The sequence below is a fragment of the Kitasatospora sp. NPDC023385 genome, assembly GCF_055664045.1.
In genome coordinates this window covers 1-18539 of sequence record NZ_JBVOOL010000037.1, presented here as the reverse complement: position 1 = coordinate 18539, position 18539 = coordinate 1, and the positions used below count along the sequence as shown (strand labels likewise).

Genomic DNA, 18539 nt, shown 5'->3' with positions numbered 1-18539 from the left:
TCACGTCTCGTGCCGGATGGTTCGTACGAACTCCAGCGAGGCGGCCGGGGAGAGTGCCTGGCCGCACAGCTGGTTGTAGAGCTGCCCGAACCGCCGGATGTCCTTCGGCTTCGGGAGGTAGAGGTTGCCGCCGGGCGTGTCGCAGTAGACGACCTCGGGCTCGGCAGGGTCCGGGAAGTCGATCATGGTGAAACCGCCCGTCATCGACCCGTGGGGTCCGGCCGCGAAGGGCAGGCACTGGAAGGTGATGTTCGGGACTTCCTCGCCGCACCGGATCAGGTGGTCGAGCTGGTCGCGCCAGGCATCCACGCCGCCGACCGGCCTGCGCAGCGCCGCTTCATCCAGGATGATCGCCAGTTCGACCGGGACCGGCTCCCTGGTGAGAACCTCCTGACGGGCCATGTGGGCATCGGCCAGGAGATCAAGCTCGGTGTCGCTCGCGGCCGGCAGGCCGGCCCGGAGGATGCCCCGCATTGTGGGACGGGTGCGCGTCAGGCTGTGGATCGAACCCAGGGCGAAGACCCGCAGCGTACGCGCGGCCTCCTCCAGCCCCAGGTAGGTCTCCAGGGTGGGAGGGAAGGCGGCTTCGTGCGCGGTCCACATCCCGCCCTCGGGTGCTTCGCGAGCCATGGCCAGCAGCGCGTTGCGCTCGTCCTCCGGGACGTTGTACGCGTCGAGCAGCCCCTTGAGCTCGATCATCTTGACGTCGCGCTTGCCGTTCTCGATCCGGCTCATCGTGCTGTCCGACACCCCGATGGACTGACCCGCTTGTTCGACTGTCAGCCCTGAAACTTCACGGAACTCTCTGAGGCGTCGGCCAACCTTTCGCCGGTGCTGGAGCGGCCCCATGGGTGCTGTCGCCACTGCTGACCCTCCCCTCTGCCTGCGTGCCAGAGCCGATTTTGCCCTACGGACCGCACCAGGAGTAATCGCTCCGCTCACCGACGTCCTCCGCCCCGAAGCAGATCCAAGGAAATTTCACAGGGAAGTTGCACACTGAAATTTCAGGGTACATCCTAGGTGTCACGGAGACGTGACGGTCGGTGATCGTTTTTCCTCGGCCGCGCCGGAGACGAGGGATACCCCCATGCCGCTCAGCACTTCGCCGTTCGCTCACCAGGCCCCCGGCGGGCCGACCGTGCCGCCGACCGCCCTCACCTCCGGTGCCCGCTGGCTTCTTCACGGCCAACCGGACCTCGTCTCCCGGATGGCCGCCTGGCGCGAGCTCCACGGGCTCGCCCCGATCCGGATCACGCCCGGCCTCGGCTGGGAGGGCGTCGCCGTTCACCGCGTGCTGGGGGAGCCCGCACTGCGGCGACTGGGCCGACCCGGCCCGGTGCTCTTCACCGGCGACTCGATCATCTTCTTCGTCCCGGCCCTCACCCACCCCTGGGGGTCCGTGCTCAACGGCATAGCCAGGAAGACCCCCGAGCTCTGGGACTGGGGGAAGAGCCTGACCGTCCACCTGCCGGCAGACGGAACGAACGAGATCCACTGCCCCAGGCCCGGTATCCCCCACCGCAAAGTCCCGTACTGGCTGGTCGAACCCGACGGCACAGACCGGCTGACCTTCGCCGGTGAGCTCGCCTCCGCACTCGACGCCGTCTCTGAGTCGGCGCTCGCACCCCTCCTCGCAGAGAAGGCGCCCAAGAGGGAGACGGCCCCCAGCGCCCCGCAGACCCCCACCGAACGTTCGCGCAACAACGTCGCCGCCTTCTTCGGCCGGCGGCCGTACAGCACGGAGGCGACATGACCCCGCCCGTCCAGCTCAGCACCGAGGACGCGATGCAGACCTCCTACAAGCTGAGGGAGGCCCACCTCGCCGCCGAGCACATCCCGCTGCTCCGCTCCCTCGCCGTTGCCCGGTGCCACCGCTGGCTGGCCGACCTCGGCTTCGTCCTCGACGATCCCAACCTGGACCCCGTCAGCGCTGCCGTGCAGGACGCGATGCTCGTCCTCACCGAGCTGCTCACCAACGTCCTCAAGCACGTGATCAACCACGGGACCTGCTGGCCCTCCAGCAACGTGCCCGCGACGCATCCCCACGCCCCCGAGTGGGTCGAGCTCGACCTGGTCCTGGAAGCGACCAGCGGCCTGGCCCTGCTCATCGTCGTCCGCGACGGCGACCCGAGCGGGCCCATGCTCGACACCACCGAGCCCGGCGACCTGTTCGAAGGCGGCCTTGGCCTCGGCCTGGTGCGCGACGTCAGCAAGGACGACTGGGGCTGGGAGCCCACCGGCAGCGGCAAGGCCGTCTGGGCCCGCTGCCCCCTCGTCACCCCGACGAACTGACCGATCGGAACCCCCATGACCACCCGAGCCCTGCGCCCGCGAACACCCCGCGAAACCCCGACACGAATCGGCCCCGACCGGTTCCGCCTTCCCGACGGCCGCATCCTCACCGTCCCGGTGCCCGCCGGCGGACACGAACTCCGCACTGGCTCCTGGATCAAGGTCGGCGACACGGCGCACGAGATCACCAACCTGCTCTCGCGCTGGGACGGCGGGCGCACCCTCCACCTCGACGGCGGCGCCCTCATCCTGCCGCTGCCCCGCCTCGAAACCGTCCCGAGGTTCACCGTCCTCGCCAACAGCCACCGGCCCGCCCCGTCCACCCCTGCCCGAACCGGCACACCGCCCCGCCGGCGGCCACCGCGCCCTTCCGCTCGAACGGAACCCTCCATGCGACCCGCACCCGCCCGGCCCGCCCCGCAGGTCCGGCCGCTCGACACCCGAGTGCACGTCACCGGGCAGGACCGCGCCGGGATCTACCACCTCTCCGACGGCCGGGCCCTGCTCAACCCCCTGCCCGCCGGGGCCGGTGACATCCACATCGGCAGCTGGGTGCAGCTCGACGGCAGGCCGTACGAGGTCGCGGACATGACCGGCCTGATCACCCGCCGGGTCCTTCTCCTGCACGGCACCCGCCAGGTCATCGCCCTCGGTCTGAGCGACACCGTGGAGCGCTACACCGTCCTCGAACGCCGCCGGGATGGACGGTAGACGGTGAACCCCTTGCCCAGACACCAGCCCACACCCGCCCAGGCCGCGGCCATGCCGCCCGGCATCTGGCTGCTCGGAGTCCTCGGCAGCACGCACCGAGACCGAGGCTTCATCCGCTGGCAAGCGGAGCCCGACCTCCTGATCGGCGTCCCCACCGGAAGCCGCTGGGACACGATCTCCCTCCCGGCCGCGACCGGGCTGCCGCTGCTCGCCGCAGCCCTCGCCGGCCCGTGCGCCCACCACCTCGGGCCGGTGCTGCACAACGCCGAGACCGACCTCACCTACTGGCTGATAGCCCCGGAGCCGGAACAGCCGTGGCTCGACCACCACCCGCAGGCCAACCTCCTGCCCGCCGGTGAACGCCTCAAGGTCCCCAACCCCGTGCCCGACCCGGACTTCATCGACGCGCTGACCGCCCCCGGCCCCGCAGTCGTCCGCTGGGCCTACTGGCCGCCCGTCACCGGCACCCTCACCTCCGGTCGGTGGTTGGGCCACACCCTCATCGACCCCGGGACGCCGGTGAGCGCGAGCCACCCCCGCGAGGACTAAGCCGCCCCACACCACCGCCCCGACACCCCGAGGACCCCCGTGCCCGCCGCCCGCTTCACGGCCACCTACACCAGCACCGACCTCGCCGGTGCCCGCCGCACCCTGCTGCGCCACGTCAGCCACCACCCAACCCCGGGCCAGGCCCTGCGCTGGCTGGCCCGCCTGCTGCGCGCCGGAGGCACCCCGCTCGACCGCCCCGAGCCGGGCCGCCGCCTGGAAGTCTTCACGGACAACGACGCCTTCCACCGCGCCTGCTTCCAGCTCAACAACGGCACCCCCCTGCGCGTCCAACACCGTGCCGGCCGCCGCGTCATCACCGTGGCCGTGACCACCGTCCACTTGCCGCTCCTGCCCGCCAGCCCCGAGCCGCTGCCCCGGGCCGTGCGCCGAGCAGCCCTGGTCCGAAGCCACACCGCGGCTGTCAGGAGACGGTGCCTGCGGAGGGCAGGGGACCGCGAACGGCCGGAGCACCGGCCGTGACCGGCACGACCTCCGGCGGCGAATCCCCCGTGGACACCCCCGCCGACGGCGCCCGGCGACCACGGGCACCCGCACCGCCGCCAACCCAGCCGCCCCGCAGCGGTCCCCTTGAAGCCGCAACGCCCCTCCCGTACCCGGCGCCGCGCCACCGGCGACGCCCCGACCAGGACCTGAGGACATGAGCGACTCACCCGCCCCCGACCACCAACTCCTCGCTGCCCCCGCGCCCGCGGCCAGCACGCTGCCCCCGCTCCTCACCCGGCAGGTCGCCCCCGGCGCGCGCATCCTCCAGATCGGCCCCAACAGCGACATCACCCGCGAGCTCGCCGACCTGAGCGGCGACACCCCCTTCTTCTCCATCCAGCCGGACCGCGTCGGCGTCGAAAGCGTTCGCGCCCCTCTCGGACCCCGAGGCCGCAACCTCGGCCTGGTCGATGTCCACATCGGCGCCCTCGCCCCCGGCCGACCGGACCAGGGCCCCTACGACCTGGTCGTCTCCGCCCTTCCCGTCCGGGGCATCCCCCGCGCCTGGCTCGCGCAGCTGGCCAAGGGCGGGGCCCTGGCCGTCCCCCTCGCCTTCGGCAGCCGCCACCCCTGGGTCGTCGCAGAGAACCGCTCCTCCGGCGTGCGCGCCCGGCTGCTCACCGCGGGGGAGGACCACTGGCCCGTGCCCGAGGACGGTCCGCTGTACCCCGACGGCGGCGGCACCCCCGCGACCCGCCCCCACCTGCCGGCCCCCGACCCGGGCACGCGGCGCCTGAGCGCGGTCGCCGCCCTGCGCGAAGACCAGTGGGCTGACCTGTGGGCGTATCTGGCTGTGCACCACCCCCGCCGCGTTGCTGTCGCCAGGGTGACGGGACGCATCCACTGGGGCCAGACTCTCGCGCTGGTCGACGGCGACCACGCGGTCTACATCCGGCCGGACGGGCTGTGGGCCACCAGTGACCGGCGCCCCGCCAGGGCCCTCGCGGACCAGGCCGAGCAGGCGATCCTCCACTGGGGTTGGGCGCACCGGCCCCTTCTGCCCTGGTGGGTGGCCGAACTCGGGCCCGTCACCACATCCACCGCAGTCCTCCTACGGCCGGACGGCTGGCACATCAATCGGATCCGAATCGGCTGACGGCCCGCCGAAGCGCCGAAGGGGGGCGCCCACCGGACACGGTGAGCGCCCCCCTTCGGCATGCCAGGCGAGCGAGGCCGATGCTGCGACGTACGCAGGTGACCGGCCGGAGAATCTCAGCCGATCACCACGGGGACCGTCCCGCCGACCAACTGCCCGGACTTGATCGCCCGCGCATATGCGGCCCAGGGCGGCTGATCGGCGTAGATGTCGTCCCAGTCGAGCCGACCGATGAGCAGCGCCACTGACCCGGTGCCCGAGGCCAGGGCCTGCCATACCGACGGCGCGTACATGGTGGCGTCCGACAGCAGGCTTGTCCCGCCGTGACGTACGGAAAGCCGCTCACCCGGTCCCGCCTGCACGCTCCACTGAGGACTCAGGGCCGGCAACCGTCCGAGCGAGACCAGCCGGTGCAGGCCGCTGTCCAGGAAGTGCGAGATCAGCGGGTCGAACGACGAGCCTTCGTTGTCGAAGACCGTGACCTCCTCCTCGTAGGCGAGGAGGAGCGCGGCCCGGTCACCGGACCCCGTACCGAGGCCGAGGGCCCGTGGGATGAGATCGGTCGGGCCGGCGACGGCCAGTTCCTCGTCGCCGACCTGGACGACCCGCGACGGGGAGCAACGGTGGTGGGCGAACCCGAGCTTTGACAGCAGCGGGCCGGCAGCCAGGACGACGCTGACGGGCTCCTGATCGGCACGGCCGCGGGTGCCACACTCGACGCATGTGAACGTCCGGGTCCGCTGGCGCAGTTCGTCGGCCTTGGGCTGTCCGATCCGGGCGAGGACCTCCTCGGCGACGGCGAGCTCAGGGGTGGACATGTGGATCCTCTCGATGGGGGTGGTCTACAGCTCGGTTCGTTCGCACGCCGGCCAGTCGGATCGACGAGCGGACTCCACACCCGGCCGGTGACCCGTGGCGCATCACAGCTCCGCCCACCCGCACCGCGGCCGCTGCGGATCCGCCAGCGACGCCCACACCGGTGCCGACGGGCCGTGCTCCTGGATTTCCTCCAGGCTCGCGACCCCGGCGCGCACGGTCTGGAGCGTGCGCTCGACGAGCGGGCTCGTCTGGGCGAGGGCCTGCAGGTCGCGCACCCGGTTCTGCCGTGCGGTCGGCCCGGCACTGGCCAGGACGAACAGGATCCGAGGGAAGTTCGCCGGGTAGTAGTGCTGCCACGCAGGGATCGCCGACTGGGCTTGGACGGTGCGCTGATGCCTGGCCGGAACCGGCAGCAGCTGGTGGAACCGGGCGTAGGCCAGGAGCTTGCTCGCCAGTGCCTCCGAGGACATGGTGGCGCGGTCGACCTCGATGAACGCCCGGTGCAGCGCCCGGGACGGCTTCACCACCGTGTACCGCATCAGCGCGTCGGCGATCAGCGCGTCGGCCCCCTGCTCGGCGACCCGGTGGTAGATCTCCGGCGACCAGTCCAGGTACCCGTACTCGTCGCCCCGCCGGCGCGCATCCTTCAAGAACGCCAGGTGGGTGTCCAGGACCTCAAGGCTGTGCTCGCTGCGCATCTTCGCCTCGAAGGGGTCCTCGGGCGCCGGCGGGCTGGTGCGGCCGGCCAGCTCGTCCATATTCTCGCCGATCGAGCGTCCGCGATCCGTGAGGTACCAGATGCCCTGCCTGCCCTCCTTCAGGGCGCGGTCGACGACGCCCTGCTTGCGCAGGCTGTTCAGTCGGCGCCGCGTCAGGTCGAGCGCGACGTCCGGGCTCACCAGCTGGTGGAGTTGCTCGGCGGTCGCGAGCCGGTGCAGGTACAGCGCGCACAGGAACGACCGGTCATAGATGCTGCTCATGAGTGCCTCGGGGAGTCCTTGGTGATCGTGTCGAACTGAGACAACCCCGCGGTTCTTACCGGAATCCTCCCCACGGTCCGCGGTCTGCGTAACAGATCCGCATCGAGGGCTGGTGAGTTTGCGGGTGAGTTCTCCTGGTCTCACCGCAGTGCGGGCTGCGTGCTGGTGAGTTTGCCGAGCGCGGTGGTGAGTTTGCGGTCCGCGGCACCGTTCGGCCTGGTGAGTTTCCAGCGTTTCGGCAGGTCAGGAGCTTGCTGGTCCGCTGGCGTTCCTGGTGAGTTCGTGCGGCGGCGTGATCGTGAGCGGGTGTCCGCCGCGGCGTCAGTCCTCCTGCTGGTTGCCGCCGGCGCGCTCCTCCTCGAGGAAGGCGAGGATGCGCTCGACGGTCCGCTCCGACTTCACGCCGAGCGCCAGGGCGAGCTCGGCGTTGGTGCGGTTGGGGTCGTCGGCGAGCAGCCGGCGGGTCTTCTCGACCCGCTCGATGAAGTCGCGCCGCGGCTGACGGATCCCGGGCTCCTCCGGGCCGGCGGGGCGACCCTGGCCGAGGCCCGTCGCGTGCTGGGGGATCCGCTTGGCGTTCCAGTCCATGAGGCTGCGGTACCGCCAATACCGGGCGCCGGCGATGTCGAACTCGTCGTCGGTCCCGGGTCCCGCCGTCGTGGCGCCGCCGCTGGGCGGGGCGATCAGCCGCAGCCAGGTGGACCAGGCCGGCCGGTCTTTCTCGGGGATGGCCGCGTAGGCCTCGTACCGGTCGAGCAGGTCATCGTCCTGGAGCGTGACGCCGGGCTTCAGCTGGGGCACCTCACCGGGCTTCTGCGGAAGCAGGATGTCGGGGTCGCGCGGCAGCAGGGGGATCTCCTGCTTCGCGCCCTCCTCCAGCTTCATGTTGCTGATCTGGACTGTGAGCTGCTCGAGGTCGTAGACACGGACCTTGGCGGCCGGGCTCTGCAGGTACTTGACGCTCGGGGGGAACTTCTTCCAGGGCTGGACGGTGCGGAACCGGCTCAGGCTCAGGCCGTAGAGTTCGGCGGCCTTCTTGTCGTCTGCGGGGATGCGGCCGGCGGGGATCATCACAAACTCCTTCGGGGGTAGGTCCCCAGGGCTCCGGAGACAGAAAGAAGGTACCACAATTTAAAGTCGATGTGGGACTATGGGGCGATGGTTTCTTCGGCCGGTGGCTGGCCCTCCGGCCACCTGTGGCTCATGGGTTCCCTGAGCCGCCCCGAAGGTCCGGCGCCGGGTGACTCCCCCGGCGGGAGGAGCCGGCTGGGTGAGTGCTGCGGCCTGCGACCCTCGGTTGCCGTGGCCGGGGCGTCATCCGCGCGATCCGGCTGTCGGCCCGATCTCGTCGACGACGACCTGGTCGCGGACGTCGACGGGATCGGGCCGACAGTCGGACCTGGGCGCCGGATGGTTTAAGGGCAGTTGCGGCCGGGCCGCCCGGCGGACGGCTGGGTCGTCAGCCGAGAAACGGGCCGAATCCGTCGGCGTGGAACAGGGTTGCGGAACGCGGGATGCCGTCGTCGCCCCGGTAGTAACGGACCGCCAGGCGGCCGCGCACCGCCACGCGATCGCCCGGGCGCAGGTCCTGCTGGAGTGCTCGGGCGCCGAGCTCGCCTTCGAGCCGGCAGACGAGCAAATCGGGTACGGGGGAGAGGTGCTGGCGGAACTCCTCGTCGGGTACCAGCTGGAGGCGGGCGACGATGCCTCCGTCGTTCTCGCGCTTCTGGTCCGCCGCCCGTTGCAGGGTTCCGGTGATGATCAGCGGGGCAGGGTGGGGCAGCAGGACACGTTCGCGTTTCTCAGCCTCGACAGCGGTGCCGCGGATCGCCGTCCGGGCGCGGGCGCTGTGGTCGCGGTTGGCGTCCGCCCGCAGCGTGAGCCATGCCGAGTCGACCTCGTCGGCCAGGGCCGTGGCGGACTCGACCAGCTTGAGCAGGTCGGAGGAGTTGAACCTGCGGTTCACTGCGCGCAGCCGATCGCGTTCGCCGGTGATCTCGTCCAGCGCCCCTTTCACGATGTCGCGGCAGCCGCGCCAGATCCGTTCGTGGCGGAACCCGCCGCATCCGTCCTCTCCCTCGAGCACCGACAGCGAGCAGCCCCGCCAGGCGGCGGGCTTCCGGGTGTCCAGCACGAAGTCCAGCAGGCACGTGACCTGCGCGTCGTGACGCGCGCTCTTCTCGTAGGTCCACAGGTAGGTCGGCTCGGGTGCACGGCTGAGGAGGTAGTCACGTAGGGCGGCGGCGCTCGCCTCGACCTCGCCCTGGCGCAGTCGCCCGAGGTACAGCGCGAGCGCGGCGCACTGCCACGGGGGGCTTCCCTGTGGCGCGGCCGGCATCGCCAGGGAGAGATCTTGAGTTCCGAACGGCAGCACGAACCTGGCGTTGAGCACGAGCAGGGTAGGGGCGTGCGGGTGGATCTGCACGCGGGTGCGCTTGTCGACGGCGGACTGCTCTTCGGTCGTCACGGCGGGGGGCATCGGAGCCTCCTGGTGTTGTGGGATCCGGGATCGAGAGCCGGGCGGCGGAGCCAGCGCCGCCCGGGAGTCGAACCGAACGGTTCGACAGAAATAAGAGTACCACATTTACATGCTGATCAATGGAGCATGCCGCCCGCCACCGCGTCTTGCAGCCGGCCATCGTGGAGCGCCGGGCCGGGCCGGCGCGGCTCGACAACCTGCGACGGGCAAGACCAAATTCGGCGGTGCGGCAGGAGGAGGGCGGCCCAGCCCGGCCGGTCAACCCCCAGGCCAAGGCGAGACCGGGGCGGCGCAGCGCGGGGGCCGTCAGGCCTGCGGGGCGTCGGGAGCGCGGCGGCTCCCAACGCCCTTGGGCTTATCAGCCCGGCAGCGGAACGCATCCGGTCCCGTCACCGTGCCGACACTCCTTCACTCGGATGCGGATGCGTCGCCGGTCGGCAGGTCATCGTCGTCGGGCAGAAGCAGGCTCGGATGCAGGCAGTCGGGGGCTGGCAGTGTTTTCACGACCAGTCGCATCCGGCTGGCGGCAGGGGGTAGCTAGCCGAGGGCATCGAGTGCTGCGGCGGGGTGCCCCGTCAGCCGGAGGCGCCGGTCATCCAGGGACGGCGGGCTGCCGGGGCGTCGGCGCCGTGAAGACGGCGGTGCGGCGCTGTGCGGGGTGGAAGAACTCGTAGCTGTCCTGTTCGGGCAACGGTTCGCATGTGAAGCCGGCGCTGGGGACGTAGGTGATCACCTCGGGGGAAAACTGGATCTCGTAGCCGACCCCGACTCCCCAGAACGCGGCGGTGGCGCCGACGGCGCACGCGGCGAACCTGTTGAGCGTGTCGAAGAGGTGGAGCCGCGCACCGTCGTCGCCGCCGGGGTCGCGAGCCGTCCAGGCCAGACCCGTGACGGTGCCCGGCTGGTCGCCGGGCAGCAGGCTGTACCGGGTCGCGACGCCGGTGTGCTCCTGCGCCTGACTCCATGCGGCGGTCAGGCTCTGGCCCGGGGTGAGCAGGGCCGCCTGGTCCGGCGTCGCCGTCTCCCAGGGGCCGGCGGGGAACCGGCCGGCCGGAAGCGGCTTGTCCAGCCAGGCGACGCCTTCCGAGTCGAAGTAGCCACTCATGGGGGGTTCTCCTTCTGTCGTGGCGGCGGCCCTTGCCCGGGCATGGTTGGGCGGAGGACCGGGGGTGTGGAGTTCAGGCGGCGGTGGACCGGGCGGCTTCGTCGCGAAGCCGGAGCTCGGTGAGCGTGATCCGGTGGACGACGCCCTTGCGCTGCTCCCGCAGGATCGTCACGTCCTTGCCCAGGTGCTCCCGGACCTCGTGCTCGCGCCGCTCGGCGTACGCCGTAGGCCTGCGGATCGGTGCGCAGCGTGCGGAGGAACGCGCCCTTGCCGCCCCGTACGCACATGCCTCGGCAGTTGTTGTGTCCGTGACCGTCGCGGTACAGCTGCGGGAGCTCGATCCCGAGGGCACGGGCCTCCTGGAAGAGCTCGTCCTTGCCGGCCGGCTGCTCGTCCCATTCGGCGAGGGGGAAGACCACTGGCCAGGGCGACCAGCCGCGCACGATGGCCGGCATGCGGGCCCGGTCGTGCTTGGTGCCCTCGATGCCGACGTAGAGCATGGTGTCGCCCGGGTCGCAGTTCGCCTCGATCCAGTCCCGGCACGGCTTCTGCTTGAGCCAGTAGCTGCACGGCGCGAGCCGGTTGTTGCCCAGGTATCTGACGTCAAGGAAGACGTCCCACGGGTCGCGGCCCTCGGGGTCGGCGACCACTGTCAGTGGGACCTTGAAGTGCGCGGCGACGTCGTCGGCGAACCTCCACAGGTCGGGGTGTTCGGCGTGCGCGTCGGCGATCAGCAGCGCCAGGTCCCTGGTGCCGTACCGCTCGGCGACGCGCAGAGCGGCGGCGAACGAGCCGATGCCCGCGCTGAACTGCACTACGTGCTTCATCTTGTTCTCCTTCGGCGGCCGAGGGGCCCGTGATCGAGGGGCTCCCCGGGACGATCGGCTGTTGGTATTGCGCGATTCGGTCCGGCCGGCTCCGCTCGCGGGGCAGTGGGAGCGGCCGGGGGGCCGCGGTGAGTAGCTCGCCGCGTGCGGCCGCGGGCAGGTCCCTGCGGGGGCGGGCGGACCAGGGGTGCGCTGGGACCGGCCGCGCGGGGCGCCGCGCGGCCGGTCCGGATCAGGAGCTGAGGGCGCGTCGTTCGGCGACCGGCATGGCGTGAACGGCGGTCGCGGCGGGCCAGCGTCGTCCGTCCGCGTCGCTCACCAGGAAGGTCGTCCCGCCCGTCTCCACGACTTCGGCCACGGCGACCACCTCCTTCGCCTCGCCGTCGCCGTCCGCCACGAGGACCTTGTCGCCGGGGCGGAAGAACGGTTCGTCGAGGTGCCCCCCGAAGTGGCTCAGCAAGGTGCGCACCCAGTCCGGCACCCGGTCGACGGTGAGGCCGGAGCGCGACCCGCCGACACCCGGGCCGTGCTCGTCGCGCAGTTGCCACAGCGTGCCGAACTCGTCGGTGCTGACTTCGAGGTGCATGGAGACCCCGCCGAGACAGACGGGGATCTCGACCGAGTACTCGCCGCTGCCGGTGTGCACGACGCGGGCGGGGATCTGCGAGGTGTCGAGATGGAACCAGAGAAGATCGGTGTACTCGCCGGAACTGGGCATGATGCCTCCGTTGAGGTCAGGGATCGAGCGGACGGAGGGGCGCCAACCCCTCACGACAAATAGAAGCATACCACATTGCAGTGCCGAATGGGGGTGGTGTGCTGCCTTGCTCGCAGGTCAGCCAAGCCAAGGCGCGAGATCCGGGCGTTTCGGGTAGGTCGGCAATGCGGGCACACCCAGGCGGACCGCCTCCCGCTCGCGCCTGGTGGCTCCAAGTCTGAACACGTACCGGTGCGCACCCCGGTGTCGGACCGTCCGCGCCCCCACCTCGTCCAGGGCGCGGCGCAGCCAGGCGCGCGGGTCGGTCCCGGCCCGCAAGGGCGAGGCGCCGAGACGGGCGAGCCTCTCCTGGACGTACTCACACCCCTGCTCCTGGCGGCGCACCTTCTGTGCCGACCGGTCATTCAGCACAGTGCCGTCCGGCAGCAGCTTGATCGACCGCGCAGCCGCGCGGCCCGTGTAGACGCCGTTCGTCGCCTGGTAGATCGTGCCGACATGACCCACAGCCACCAGCCGGCCAGCCGCATCGCGACGGGGAACCGGGTCCGCGAACGAGTTATGTGGGTCGTTCAATTCTGTCCGTTGTCCATGCTTCCGGCTACAAGACCCGCCATGCGCGAGAGCCCGCACCGGTCATTGGTACGGGCTCTCACAACCGCTCGCGCTACTTAGCGTGACTTGAGGCAGTAGCGCCCCCGATCTACAAGGGCAGGCCAATCAATCGAACCGTCAGTCCCGGGAGCCACTGACTCGGCAGGGCTTGATGCCGAGCCAGCAGAGCTGCCACTTGGGGTCGCGCGGTTTGTGGCTCCTGTCCTCCGGTCTGGGCGCGGACAGCATCCCAAGCACGGAGGACTTGGTCCGCGACCTGCTGCAAGCCTTGAGGCGACACGAGAAAGAGCGGCTTGTCGGCGACCCAGTCCCCGACCTTGGCGACATCGGTCTGCGATGTCGCCAAGAGAGTGATCGAGCCGTCCGGTACGGGCTGACCGGTCTGTGCTGCGGCATAGCTGAGGTGGCCGCATGCTTCCCGGATGTCCCGGACGGGGACCTGCTTGTCGGCTCCGGCTTCCGACTTGGCCTCGATGGCCACCCACCAGTGGTCACCGAACATCCATACCGAATCGGGTGGGGCTTCCTCACCCGAGCGGGGTAGCACGTCAGCGCCCAGAAGCCGCCCCAGGGCATCTAGGGCCGCCTCGAAGGGCTTGTGGTCGGTCTGCGTCAGCCCGTCACGAACGGTCTTCTCCTCTGCGGCGTAGTGCTTTGCTGACGTACGTGTCGGACTATTCGTGACCGCGTCGATGACCCAGGTGTCCAGCGGATCCTCGACCGGCTCGGTACTCGATACTGCCGAGGTGAGCAGTTGGGCTGCGTTGGTGGTGATGTCACGCAACCACTGCGTTCCTCCGGCTGCCGTACGGGCATCGGCAAAGTGCTTGTCCGCAAGGTCCTTCCAGTGCGCCTGGCCGTCACCGCGAAACGCGATCACCGCCCATGAGGCGAGCAGGTACTGCCACAGCGCCTGGTAGCGGCGGATCTCGGGGGTGCCGGGGAGCGTCTCGATGGCCTTCTTCGCCTGGTCCACTGCCCGCGGCCAGTCGCCCTGCCAGGCAGCATTGATGGCACTGACCTCGTACTGGACGGCATTGCTCAGGTGCTCGGTTCCAGGGAGTGCAACACGCGGAGTCTCGTCACGAGCTGCCCGGATCTGATGGTTCGCCCCTTGCCACTCCTCGTCCTGCTGCTGGAAGTGTTGGAGATTGTCCAGGACCTCGGCCTCGGACAAGTCCGAGTACTCCAGGCCGAAGGTGATCTCGGCACGCAGTTCCGGGAACATCGCGATGCGGTGCTCCAGGGGCATGCAGAACTCCCGAAGCTCGCGGCCGAGCATCAGCACAGCAGCATAGTCAGCACTGTTACGGGTGGCCCGGCCGGAGCCTTGGGTGATCCGGGTACGGATCCGCTCGTTGAGGACTACGTGTGCGCCGAGGCTCTGGTACAGGAATCTCTCTTGGAGGTGGGCGCCGTTCGGGCTGCCGGCGAGCACCACCAGACGGCAGGCGTGGTCTGGGAGGTCGATGCCGTCGTAGCGGTTGGCCAGGGCCAGGACCCCCGTAGGAGCCGACAGGAAGTTCTCTGCGGCGTCATCGGAGTCGTCCGCCTGCCAGCAGGTCATGTTGGCTGGCTTGACGGCCGAGACCAGACTGTCGCGGGCGCGCTTGTTCGGAGCGAGCAGTACGGCCTTGTCGAAGGCCGTGATCTGCTCCCGAACGAAGTCAGGGACCGCCTCTTGGTCGAGTCCCTTGACGAGGTCGGGGAAGACGAAGAATCGACGTCCGGTCCCTTGGTTCTCCCAGTTGGCTGGAGCCTTGATCCGAGCGATCTTCTTCCGCCCGAAGGCCCGCTCAAGCTCCCCGCCGTCTCCCAGGGTCGCCGAGAGGTACACGCGCTGCGTGACGTCCTCGAAGACCGGGTGTGAGGCGGTTGGTGCGATGAGCGGCCGAACCAGGATCTCCTCGCTGCTGGCGAAGATCAGGCAAGCGGATAGACCTTCGGAGAGCTTCGCGTAGCCGAAGTGTGCCTGCTGGGAGAGGCGCCCTTGAGCATCGGTGGCCTCCAGGACGTGCTCCAGGTCCGGGACCGCTGCCACTGTCTCTGCGACCCCCGCAAGGTAGGTGGTGCCGGCGGTGCGATGCTTCAGGCGTCTGACTACTGCCGTGCTGAGAGCTCGGTGGTCGGACAGGACCTGGAGGAGTTCGTCGTATGCGGCTTCGCTGCGATAGATCGACATGCTCCAGGTCGACGCAACGGCCCCTTCAGCAGCGTGGGCATCGTCGAGCACAAGGGCTTGCGGTCGCAGATGCGGATTGCTGTTGAACAGTGCGCTGTAGGTGGCGAAGGCGACCGCTTTTCCCTGGCTGAAGCTCCATTCGTCCGAAGGTTCCCAGTTCTTGTGCGACCCGGTGAGGTCGACAGCGGGAATCCCGTACACCCGTGCTTGCTTGGCTGCCTGCTGGGCGAGCTGGCGGGTCGGGGTCAGGTAGGCGACTCGTTCCCGCTTGCTCTGACGGCGCCACTCTGCCACCAGGCAGCCCACGAGAGTCTTCCCCGCCCCCGTAGGCAGCTCTATCGCAACATCCGGGCTGTTGATGTGCCGGTCTGCGTAAACCCGGAGCACGTCGGCCTGGCGGGACCAAAGCTCACGCGGCGCCCCCTGCAGGTGGGTCAGCGCGGGGTAGAGAGCCTCCGGGTTTGCAGGCACCGGTGCGGTGGAGCTGTTCTTATTGAATGCCACCCTAATAGGACATCACAGTACCGACCGGTAGTCCCCGGCTCCTCAACAGTGGAGCTGCCGTTCATCGTTCACAACGCGAGGGCGTGCCGGTAGACGGTCCGCAGCCTGGCGCAGAGGTTGGGCGTCGGTGATGGTCTGCAGGGCTGGCCGACCAGGTTATGTTGGTTCTTTAGATCTGTCCGTTGTCCACTACTGCCGCCCGAGCACTCCGCGCCCACGGCTGTGGCAACAAGAGCGGAGCGTCACCGTAAGGACAGACAGCAGCGTGGCCTGAGGGTGCAACCCCTCAGGCCACGCTCCTTCATATTGGACTTGCGGCCGTCAGGCCACGATCTTGAAGTGCTTCAACAGCCCCCAGGCGACGCTGGCCCCGCTGAGGCAGAGGATGAGGCGCCCCAGCCCAGCCGGACTCACGCCCCAGATGCAGGCGTAGAGCATGGTCAGACGCAGGAGCGTCGGGAGATCGGACTGCCGCACGCTCTCCCCGACCCAGGCCAGGAGGGCCCGGGGCGCGAGGGACGCCGACCCCCGCTCTTCACCACTTTCTGACTCCCGAGGGATAATCGCTGACAAGGTACCTCCGTGCGCTTGATCGCTGGTGGTGCCGGCCGCCAACCTCCCGCGCGATGCCGTAGGAAGCCACGCGGGAGGTTGGCGGAGTCTCGTTCCGTACGTGACTCTCAGCCGTCCCGTCCCGCCTCTCCGGCGGAACAGTTGTCGACCGGGCGCGTAAGCCGCTCTCCACTGACATCACGGTCATCTCGCTCGGGCCTCACGACTCACCCCCTTCGACGTCGGCTTGTCCGACTGACCATCAGATTGGGCACACGGGCCGACCGTTGCAAGCCGCTTCAACGCGACCCCCCTGAGGCTGTAGAAGGACGGGAGTGAGGTGTGGGTTGGTATCGTGACTGCCGATACCAACCCACACCTCACTCCCGTCCTTCACAGGGACGGCAGCATGCCGGTGGGGCTGTGATGCGAATCACAAAGGAACCGACTTGCGGGTCGTGGTCGCGACAAGAGGACGGTGTATTCGCCGTCCGATCCTCATTGTTGACGGCATGTCAGCTGCAAACTAACGCCCTTGGTGATCGGAGCCGAACCACCCGGTCAGGGCCGCCTTGAGGCGGATCGCATCGGCCTGGGTCAGGCCCCGGGATGCCTGCGCGTGGAGACGGTCGCGGTGCCCGGCGGCGCCGCCTGCCGAGTCCGGGCGGGGCCCTCCTGCCCGGACGCTCTTCGCGTTGGACCGTCGGCGGGTCACGAGGCGCTGTCCGTATCGGACGCCTCGTCCGTCGAGGGCGCGCGCCGCTCGCGGGCTGCGCGACCGAGGGTCTGTTCCACGTCCGCGACTTCGCCGGGGCCGTAAGCGGTGCGGATTCCGGAGACGGACATGCCGGAGGCGGCGGCCAGGTCGGAGAGCTTGTAGGGGCGCGGACGGGTGAACTCCCGGCCGTAGGCGATCAGCCGGCGGATCTCGCCCTCGGCCTGCTCCTTGCGGTAACGCGCGATGCCGATCGCGGACAGGAGCGGTTCGTTCTCCTCCCAGTCAGCGTCTGCGGCCGCCTCAAGGTTGTGGATCATCTCCTCCCGCTGAGCGTGGACGGAGTGGCACACGTCGTTGTAGATGTCCTCGGGCACGTCCCCCTGCGCGGGCATCGGGTGGCAGATCGCGGCGATGTCGGTGAATACGCTCATGCCTTGCAGTATGCGCCAGGAACTACGATGAGCGCAATGAGTTGCGATTGACGCATTCTTTGTCTCGTGCTGCGGATCGTGGGGACGGTCCGTTCACAGACTTTGGGCGAACGCTCCCACACCGGGGCGAACTCGAACTGCCGGGCGTCAAACCCTCCCTCGCTCAGGTGTCGCCACGAGTGCCGCCGTCCCTCCCACCGCTCACACCACGGCGAGGAGGTCGCAATCTCGGGCAGGTCCTCGAACGGCAACTGCTCCCGGACGGTCGCATCACCGCAGCACCCCCGGACGGCGGCGCCCATGTTGCGGAAATGCGGACCAGGGGTGCGTGGGCAGCTGTGGACGCCGCACGGCGAATCCACCGGCACAGCACCTTCCACCACGGCGCCGCGCGCCGCAGCAGACCGACGCCCGCCAGCGCCACGCCCTGGCCCCCCTGCTGGCCGCCGGCGCCCCCGTCTACGAAGACCCCGCCACCTCCACGCGGCAGCTCTCGCTCGACCGCGCCGGCTTCACCCGGCTGCTGAACGAGGCCGCCGTCGGCGACACCATCCGCATCGCCGACGCCGCCCGGCTCTTCCGCTCGGTGGCGGACATCCTCGCCCTGAGGCCAGTGCTGATCCGCCGCGGCCTGCACCTGCGGGTCGAGTCCGGGCTGCTGTCCGGCATCGACCTCGCCTCCGACGACCCCGGCACCAAGATGATGGTGAACGTGCTCGCCGCCGTGCTGGAGTTCCAGCGCGACATGATCTCGGAGAACACCCGCGAAGGCGTCGCCGCCGCCGAAGTCGCGGGCAAGGCGCTCGGCCGCCCCGCCTCGCTCGACCCGGACCAGGCGGCGAAGGTGGTCGAGGCGTTCGGCGAAGGCGCCGCCGTCAGGCCCTCGCCCGGCAGCACCAGGTCGACCCGAAGACGATCCGCCGCGTCCTGGACGCCGCCGGAGCCCGTGAACTGCCCGAGCTGCTCGACGGCCTCCCGGACCCGGTCGCCGAGCAGCAGCCGGAGCCGGACCCGGTGGTCACCCTCGATCTGCCCGGCCTGCTCGCCCACCACCTGCTCGCCGGCGGCGACGAGACCGTCCGCGCCGCGCTCGCCTCCGGCCGGACCATCCGCCGCGGCCAGGGCCACTCCCTCCGGATCACCGCACCGCTCGAACTCCACCGCACCGCGCTGCAGCAGGCCGCCGCCCTCGCCACCGACACCGCCAGCTCCGCCGAGCGCAAGGCTCACCGGGTCTACGCCACCCGCATCACGGCCGCGACCTGATCATCAGGGGCTTACCGCTAACCACGTCCTGATTGATCCCCGAAGCCGAACACCCGCTACACGGACGCCGCCCTCACCCAGCTCCGTGCCGAGGGCTTGGACGTCCGCGACGAGGACGTCGCCCGGCTCTCGCCGTTCGTGCGGCACCACGTGAACATGCTCGGCCGGTACAGCTTCCTGCTGCCCGAGATGCC

The 18539-nt window shown here is 70.0% G+C and carries 18 protein-coding genes and 2 pseudogenes; 9 read left to right on the top strand and 11 right to left on the bottom strand.

Features of this window, described 5'->3' with window-relative positions:
- Entirely contained in the window at positions 1–849 is an 849-nt protein-coding gene (locus AC0B61_RS33410; RefSeq protein ID WP_471745731.1) for a helix-turn-helix domain-containing protein, read from the bottom strand.
- 238 nt (positions 850–1087) lie between these two features.
- On the opposite strand from AC0B61_RS33410, the gene AC0B61_RS33405 reads away from it, so the two are divergent.
- From AC0B61_RS33405 to AC0B61_RS33380, 6 genes are all read left to right on the top strand, one after another.
- On the top strand, positions 1088–1753 hold the full coding sequence (locus AC0B61_RS33405; protein ID WP_471745666.1) for a hypothetical protein: 666 nt from the start codon (positions 1088–1090) through the stop codon (positions 1751–1753).
- Positions 1750–2292 carry an ATP-binding protein gene (locus AC0B61_RS33400; protein WP_471745664.1) on the top strand — a complete coding sequence of 181 codons (543 nt, stop codon included), beginning with the start codon at positions 1750–1752 and terminating at the stop codon, positions 2290–2292. The genes AC0B61_RS33405 and AC0B61_RS33400 overlap by 4 nt, the downstream gene beginning before the upstream one ends.
- A gap of 15 nt (positions 2293–2307) precedes the next feature.
- On the top strand, positions 2308–3003 hold the full coding sequence (locus AC0B61_RS33395; RefSeq protein WP_471745662.1) for a hypothetical protein: 696 nt from the start codon (positions 2308–2310) through the stop codon (positions 3001–3003).
- 12 nt (positions 3004–3015) lie between these two features.
- The gene (locus tag AC0B61_RS33390; protein WP_471745661.1) at positions 3016–3552 is read left to right on the top strand and encodes a hypothetical protein; all 537 of its coding nucleotides are present in this window, start codon (positions 3016–3018) and stop codon (positions 3550–3552) included.
- A gap of 39 nt (positions 3553–3591) precedes the next feature.
- Positions 3592–4032: a hypothetical protein gene (locus AC0B61_RS33385; RefSeq protein WP_471745659.1), complete on the top strand. Its 441-nt coding sequence runs from the start codon at positions 3592–3594 to the stop codon at positions 4030–4032.
- A 178-nt stretch (positions 4033–4210) separates the two neighbouring features.
- Positions 4211–5152 carry a hypothetical protein gene (locus AC0B61_RS33380; RefSeq protein ID WP_471745657.1) on the top strand — a complete coding sequence of 314 codons (942 nt, stop codon included), beginning with the start codon at positions 4211–4213 and terminating at the stop codon, positions 5150–5152.
- 116 nt (positions 5153–5268) lie between these two features.
- Here AC0B61_RS33380 and AC0B61_RS33375 read toward each other — a convergent pair whose 3' ends face one another.
- The 10 genes from AC0B61_RS33375 to AC0B61_RS33330 form a co-directional block, all read right to left on the bottom strand.
- On the bottom strand, positions 5269–5970 hold the full coding sequence (locus tag AC0B61_RS33375) for a hypothetical protein (RefSeq protein WP_471745656.1): 702 nt from the start codon (positions 5968–5970) through the stop codon (positions 5269–5271).
- A 102-nt stretch (positions 5971–6072) separates the two neighbouring features.
- Positions 6073–6951, bottom strand: a complete 879-nt coding sequence (locus AC0B61_RS33370; RefSeq protein ID WP_471745654.1) for a replication-relaxation family protein — start codon at positions 6949–6951, stop codon at positions 6073–6075.
- A gap of 321 nt (positions 6952–7272) precedes the next feature.
- Positions 7273–8022, bottom strand: a complete 750-nt coding sequence (locus AC0B61_RS33365) for a hypothetical protein (protein ID WP_471745652.1) — start codon at positions 8020–8022, stop codon at positions 7273–7275.
- Between the two features lie 388 nt (positions 8023–8410).
- The gene (locus AC0B61_RS33360) at positions 8411–9430 is read right to left on the bottom strand and encodes a single stranded DNA-binding domain-containing protein (protein ID WP_471745650.1); all 1020 of its coding nucleotides are present in this window, start codon (positions 9428–9430) and stop codon (positions 8411–8413) included.
- A 592-nt stretch (positions 9431–10022) separates the two neighbouring features.
- The gene (locus AC0B61_RS33355; protein WP_471745648.1) at positions 10023–10535 is read right to left on the bottom strand and encodes a hypothetical protein; all 513 of its coding nucleotides are present in this window, start codon (positions 10533–10535) and stop codon (positions 10023–10025) included.
- Positions 10532–11362 (bottom strand): hypothetical protein, encoded by an 831-nt coding sequence (locus AC0B61_RS33350; RefSeq protein ID WP_471745647.1) that lies wholly within the window; start codon positions 11360–11362, stop codon positions 10532–10534. The genes AC0B61_RS33355 and AC0B61_RS33350 overlap by 4 nt, the downstream gene beginning before the upstream one ends.
- Before the next feature lie 232 nt (positions 11363–11594).
- Complete coding sequence (locus tag AC0B61_RS33345; RefSeq protein WP_471745645.1) at positions 11595–12080, bottom strand: hypothetical protein; 486 nt, start codon at positions 12078–12080, stop codon at positions 11595–11597.
- Positions 12081–12197: 117 nt separating this feature from the next.
- A complete protein-coding gene (locus tag AC0B61_RS33340) occupies positions 12198–12653 on the bottom strand; it encodes a hypothetical protein (RefSeq protein WP_471745644.1) in 456 nt (151 codons plus the stop codon).
- Positions 12654–12780: 127 nt separating this feature from the next.
- Positions 12781–15378: a DEAD/DEAH box helicase gene (locus AC0B61_RS33335; RefSeq protein ID WP_471745642.1), complete on the bottom strand. Its 2598-nt coding sequence runs from the start codon at positions 15376–15378 to the stop codon at positions 12781–12783.
- Positions 15379–16641: 1263 nt separating this feature from the next.
- Positions 16642–17079 carry a hypothetical protein gene (locus AC0B61_RS33330; RefSeq protein ID WP_471745640.1) on the bottom strand — a complete coding sequence of 146 codons (438 nt, stop codon included), beginning with the start codon at positions 17077–17079 and terminating at the stop codon, positions 16642–16644.
- 328 nt (positions 17080–17407) lie between these two features.
- On the opposite strand from AC0B61_RS33330, the pseudogene AC0B61_RS33325 reads away from it, so the two are divergent.
- The 3 genes and pseudogenes from AC0B61_RS33325 to AC0B61_RS33315 form a co-directional block, all read left to right on the top strand.
- A pseudogene (locus AC0B61_RS33325) lies at positions 17408–17818 on the top strand (recombinase family protein); the annotation flags it as partial.
- A 275-nt stretch (positions 17819–18093) separates the two neighbouring features.
- Positions 18094–18345, top strand: a complete 252-nt coding sequence (locus tag AC0B61_RS33320; protein ID WP_471745733.1) for a hypothetical protein — start codon at positions 18094–18096, stop codon at positions 18343–18345.
- Positions 18346–18393: 48 nt separating this feature from the next.
- Positions 18394–18539: pseudogene (locus AC0B61_RS33315) on the top strand (Tn3 family transposase); the annotation flags it as partial.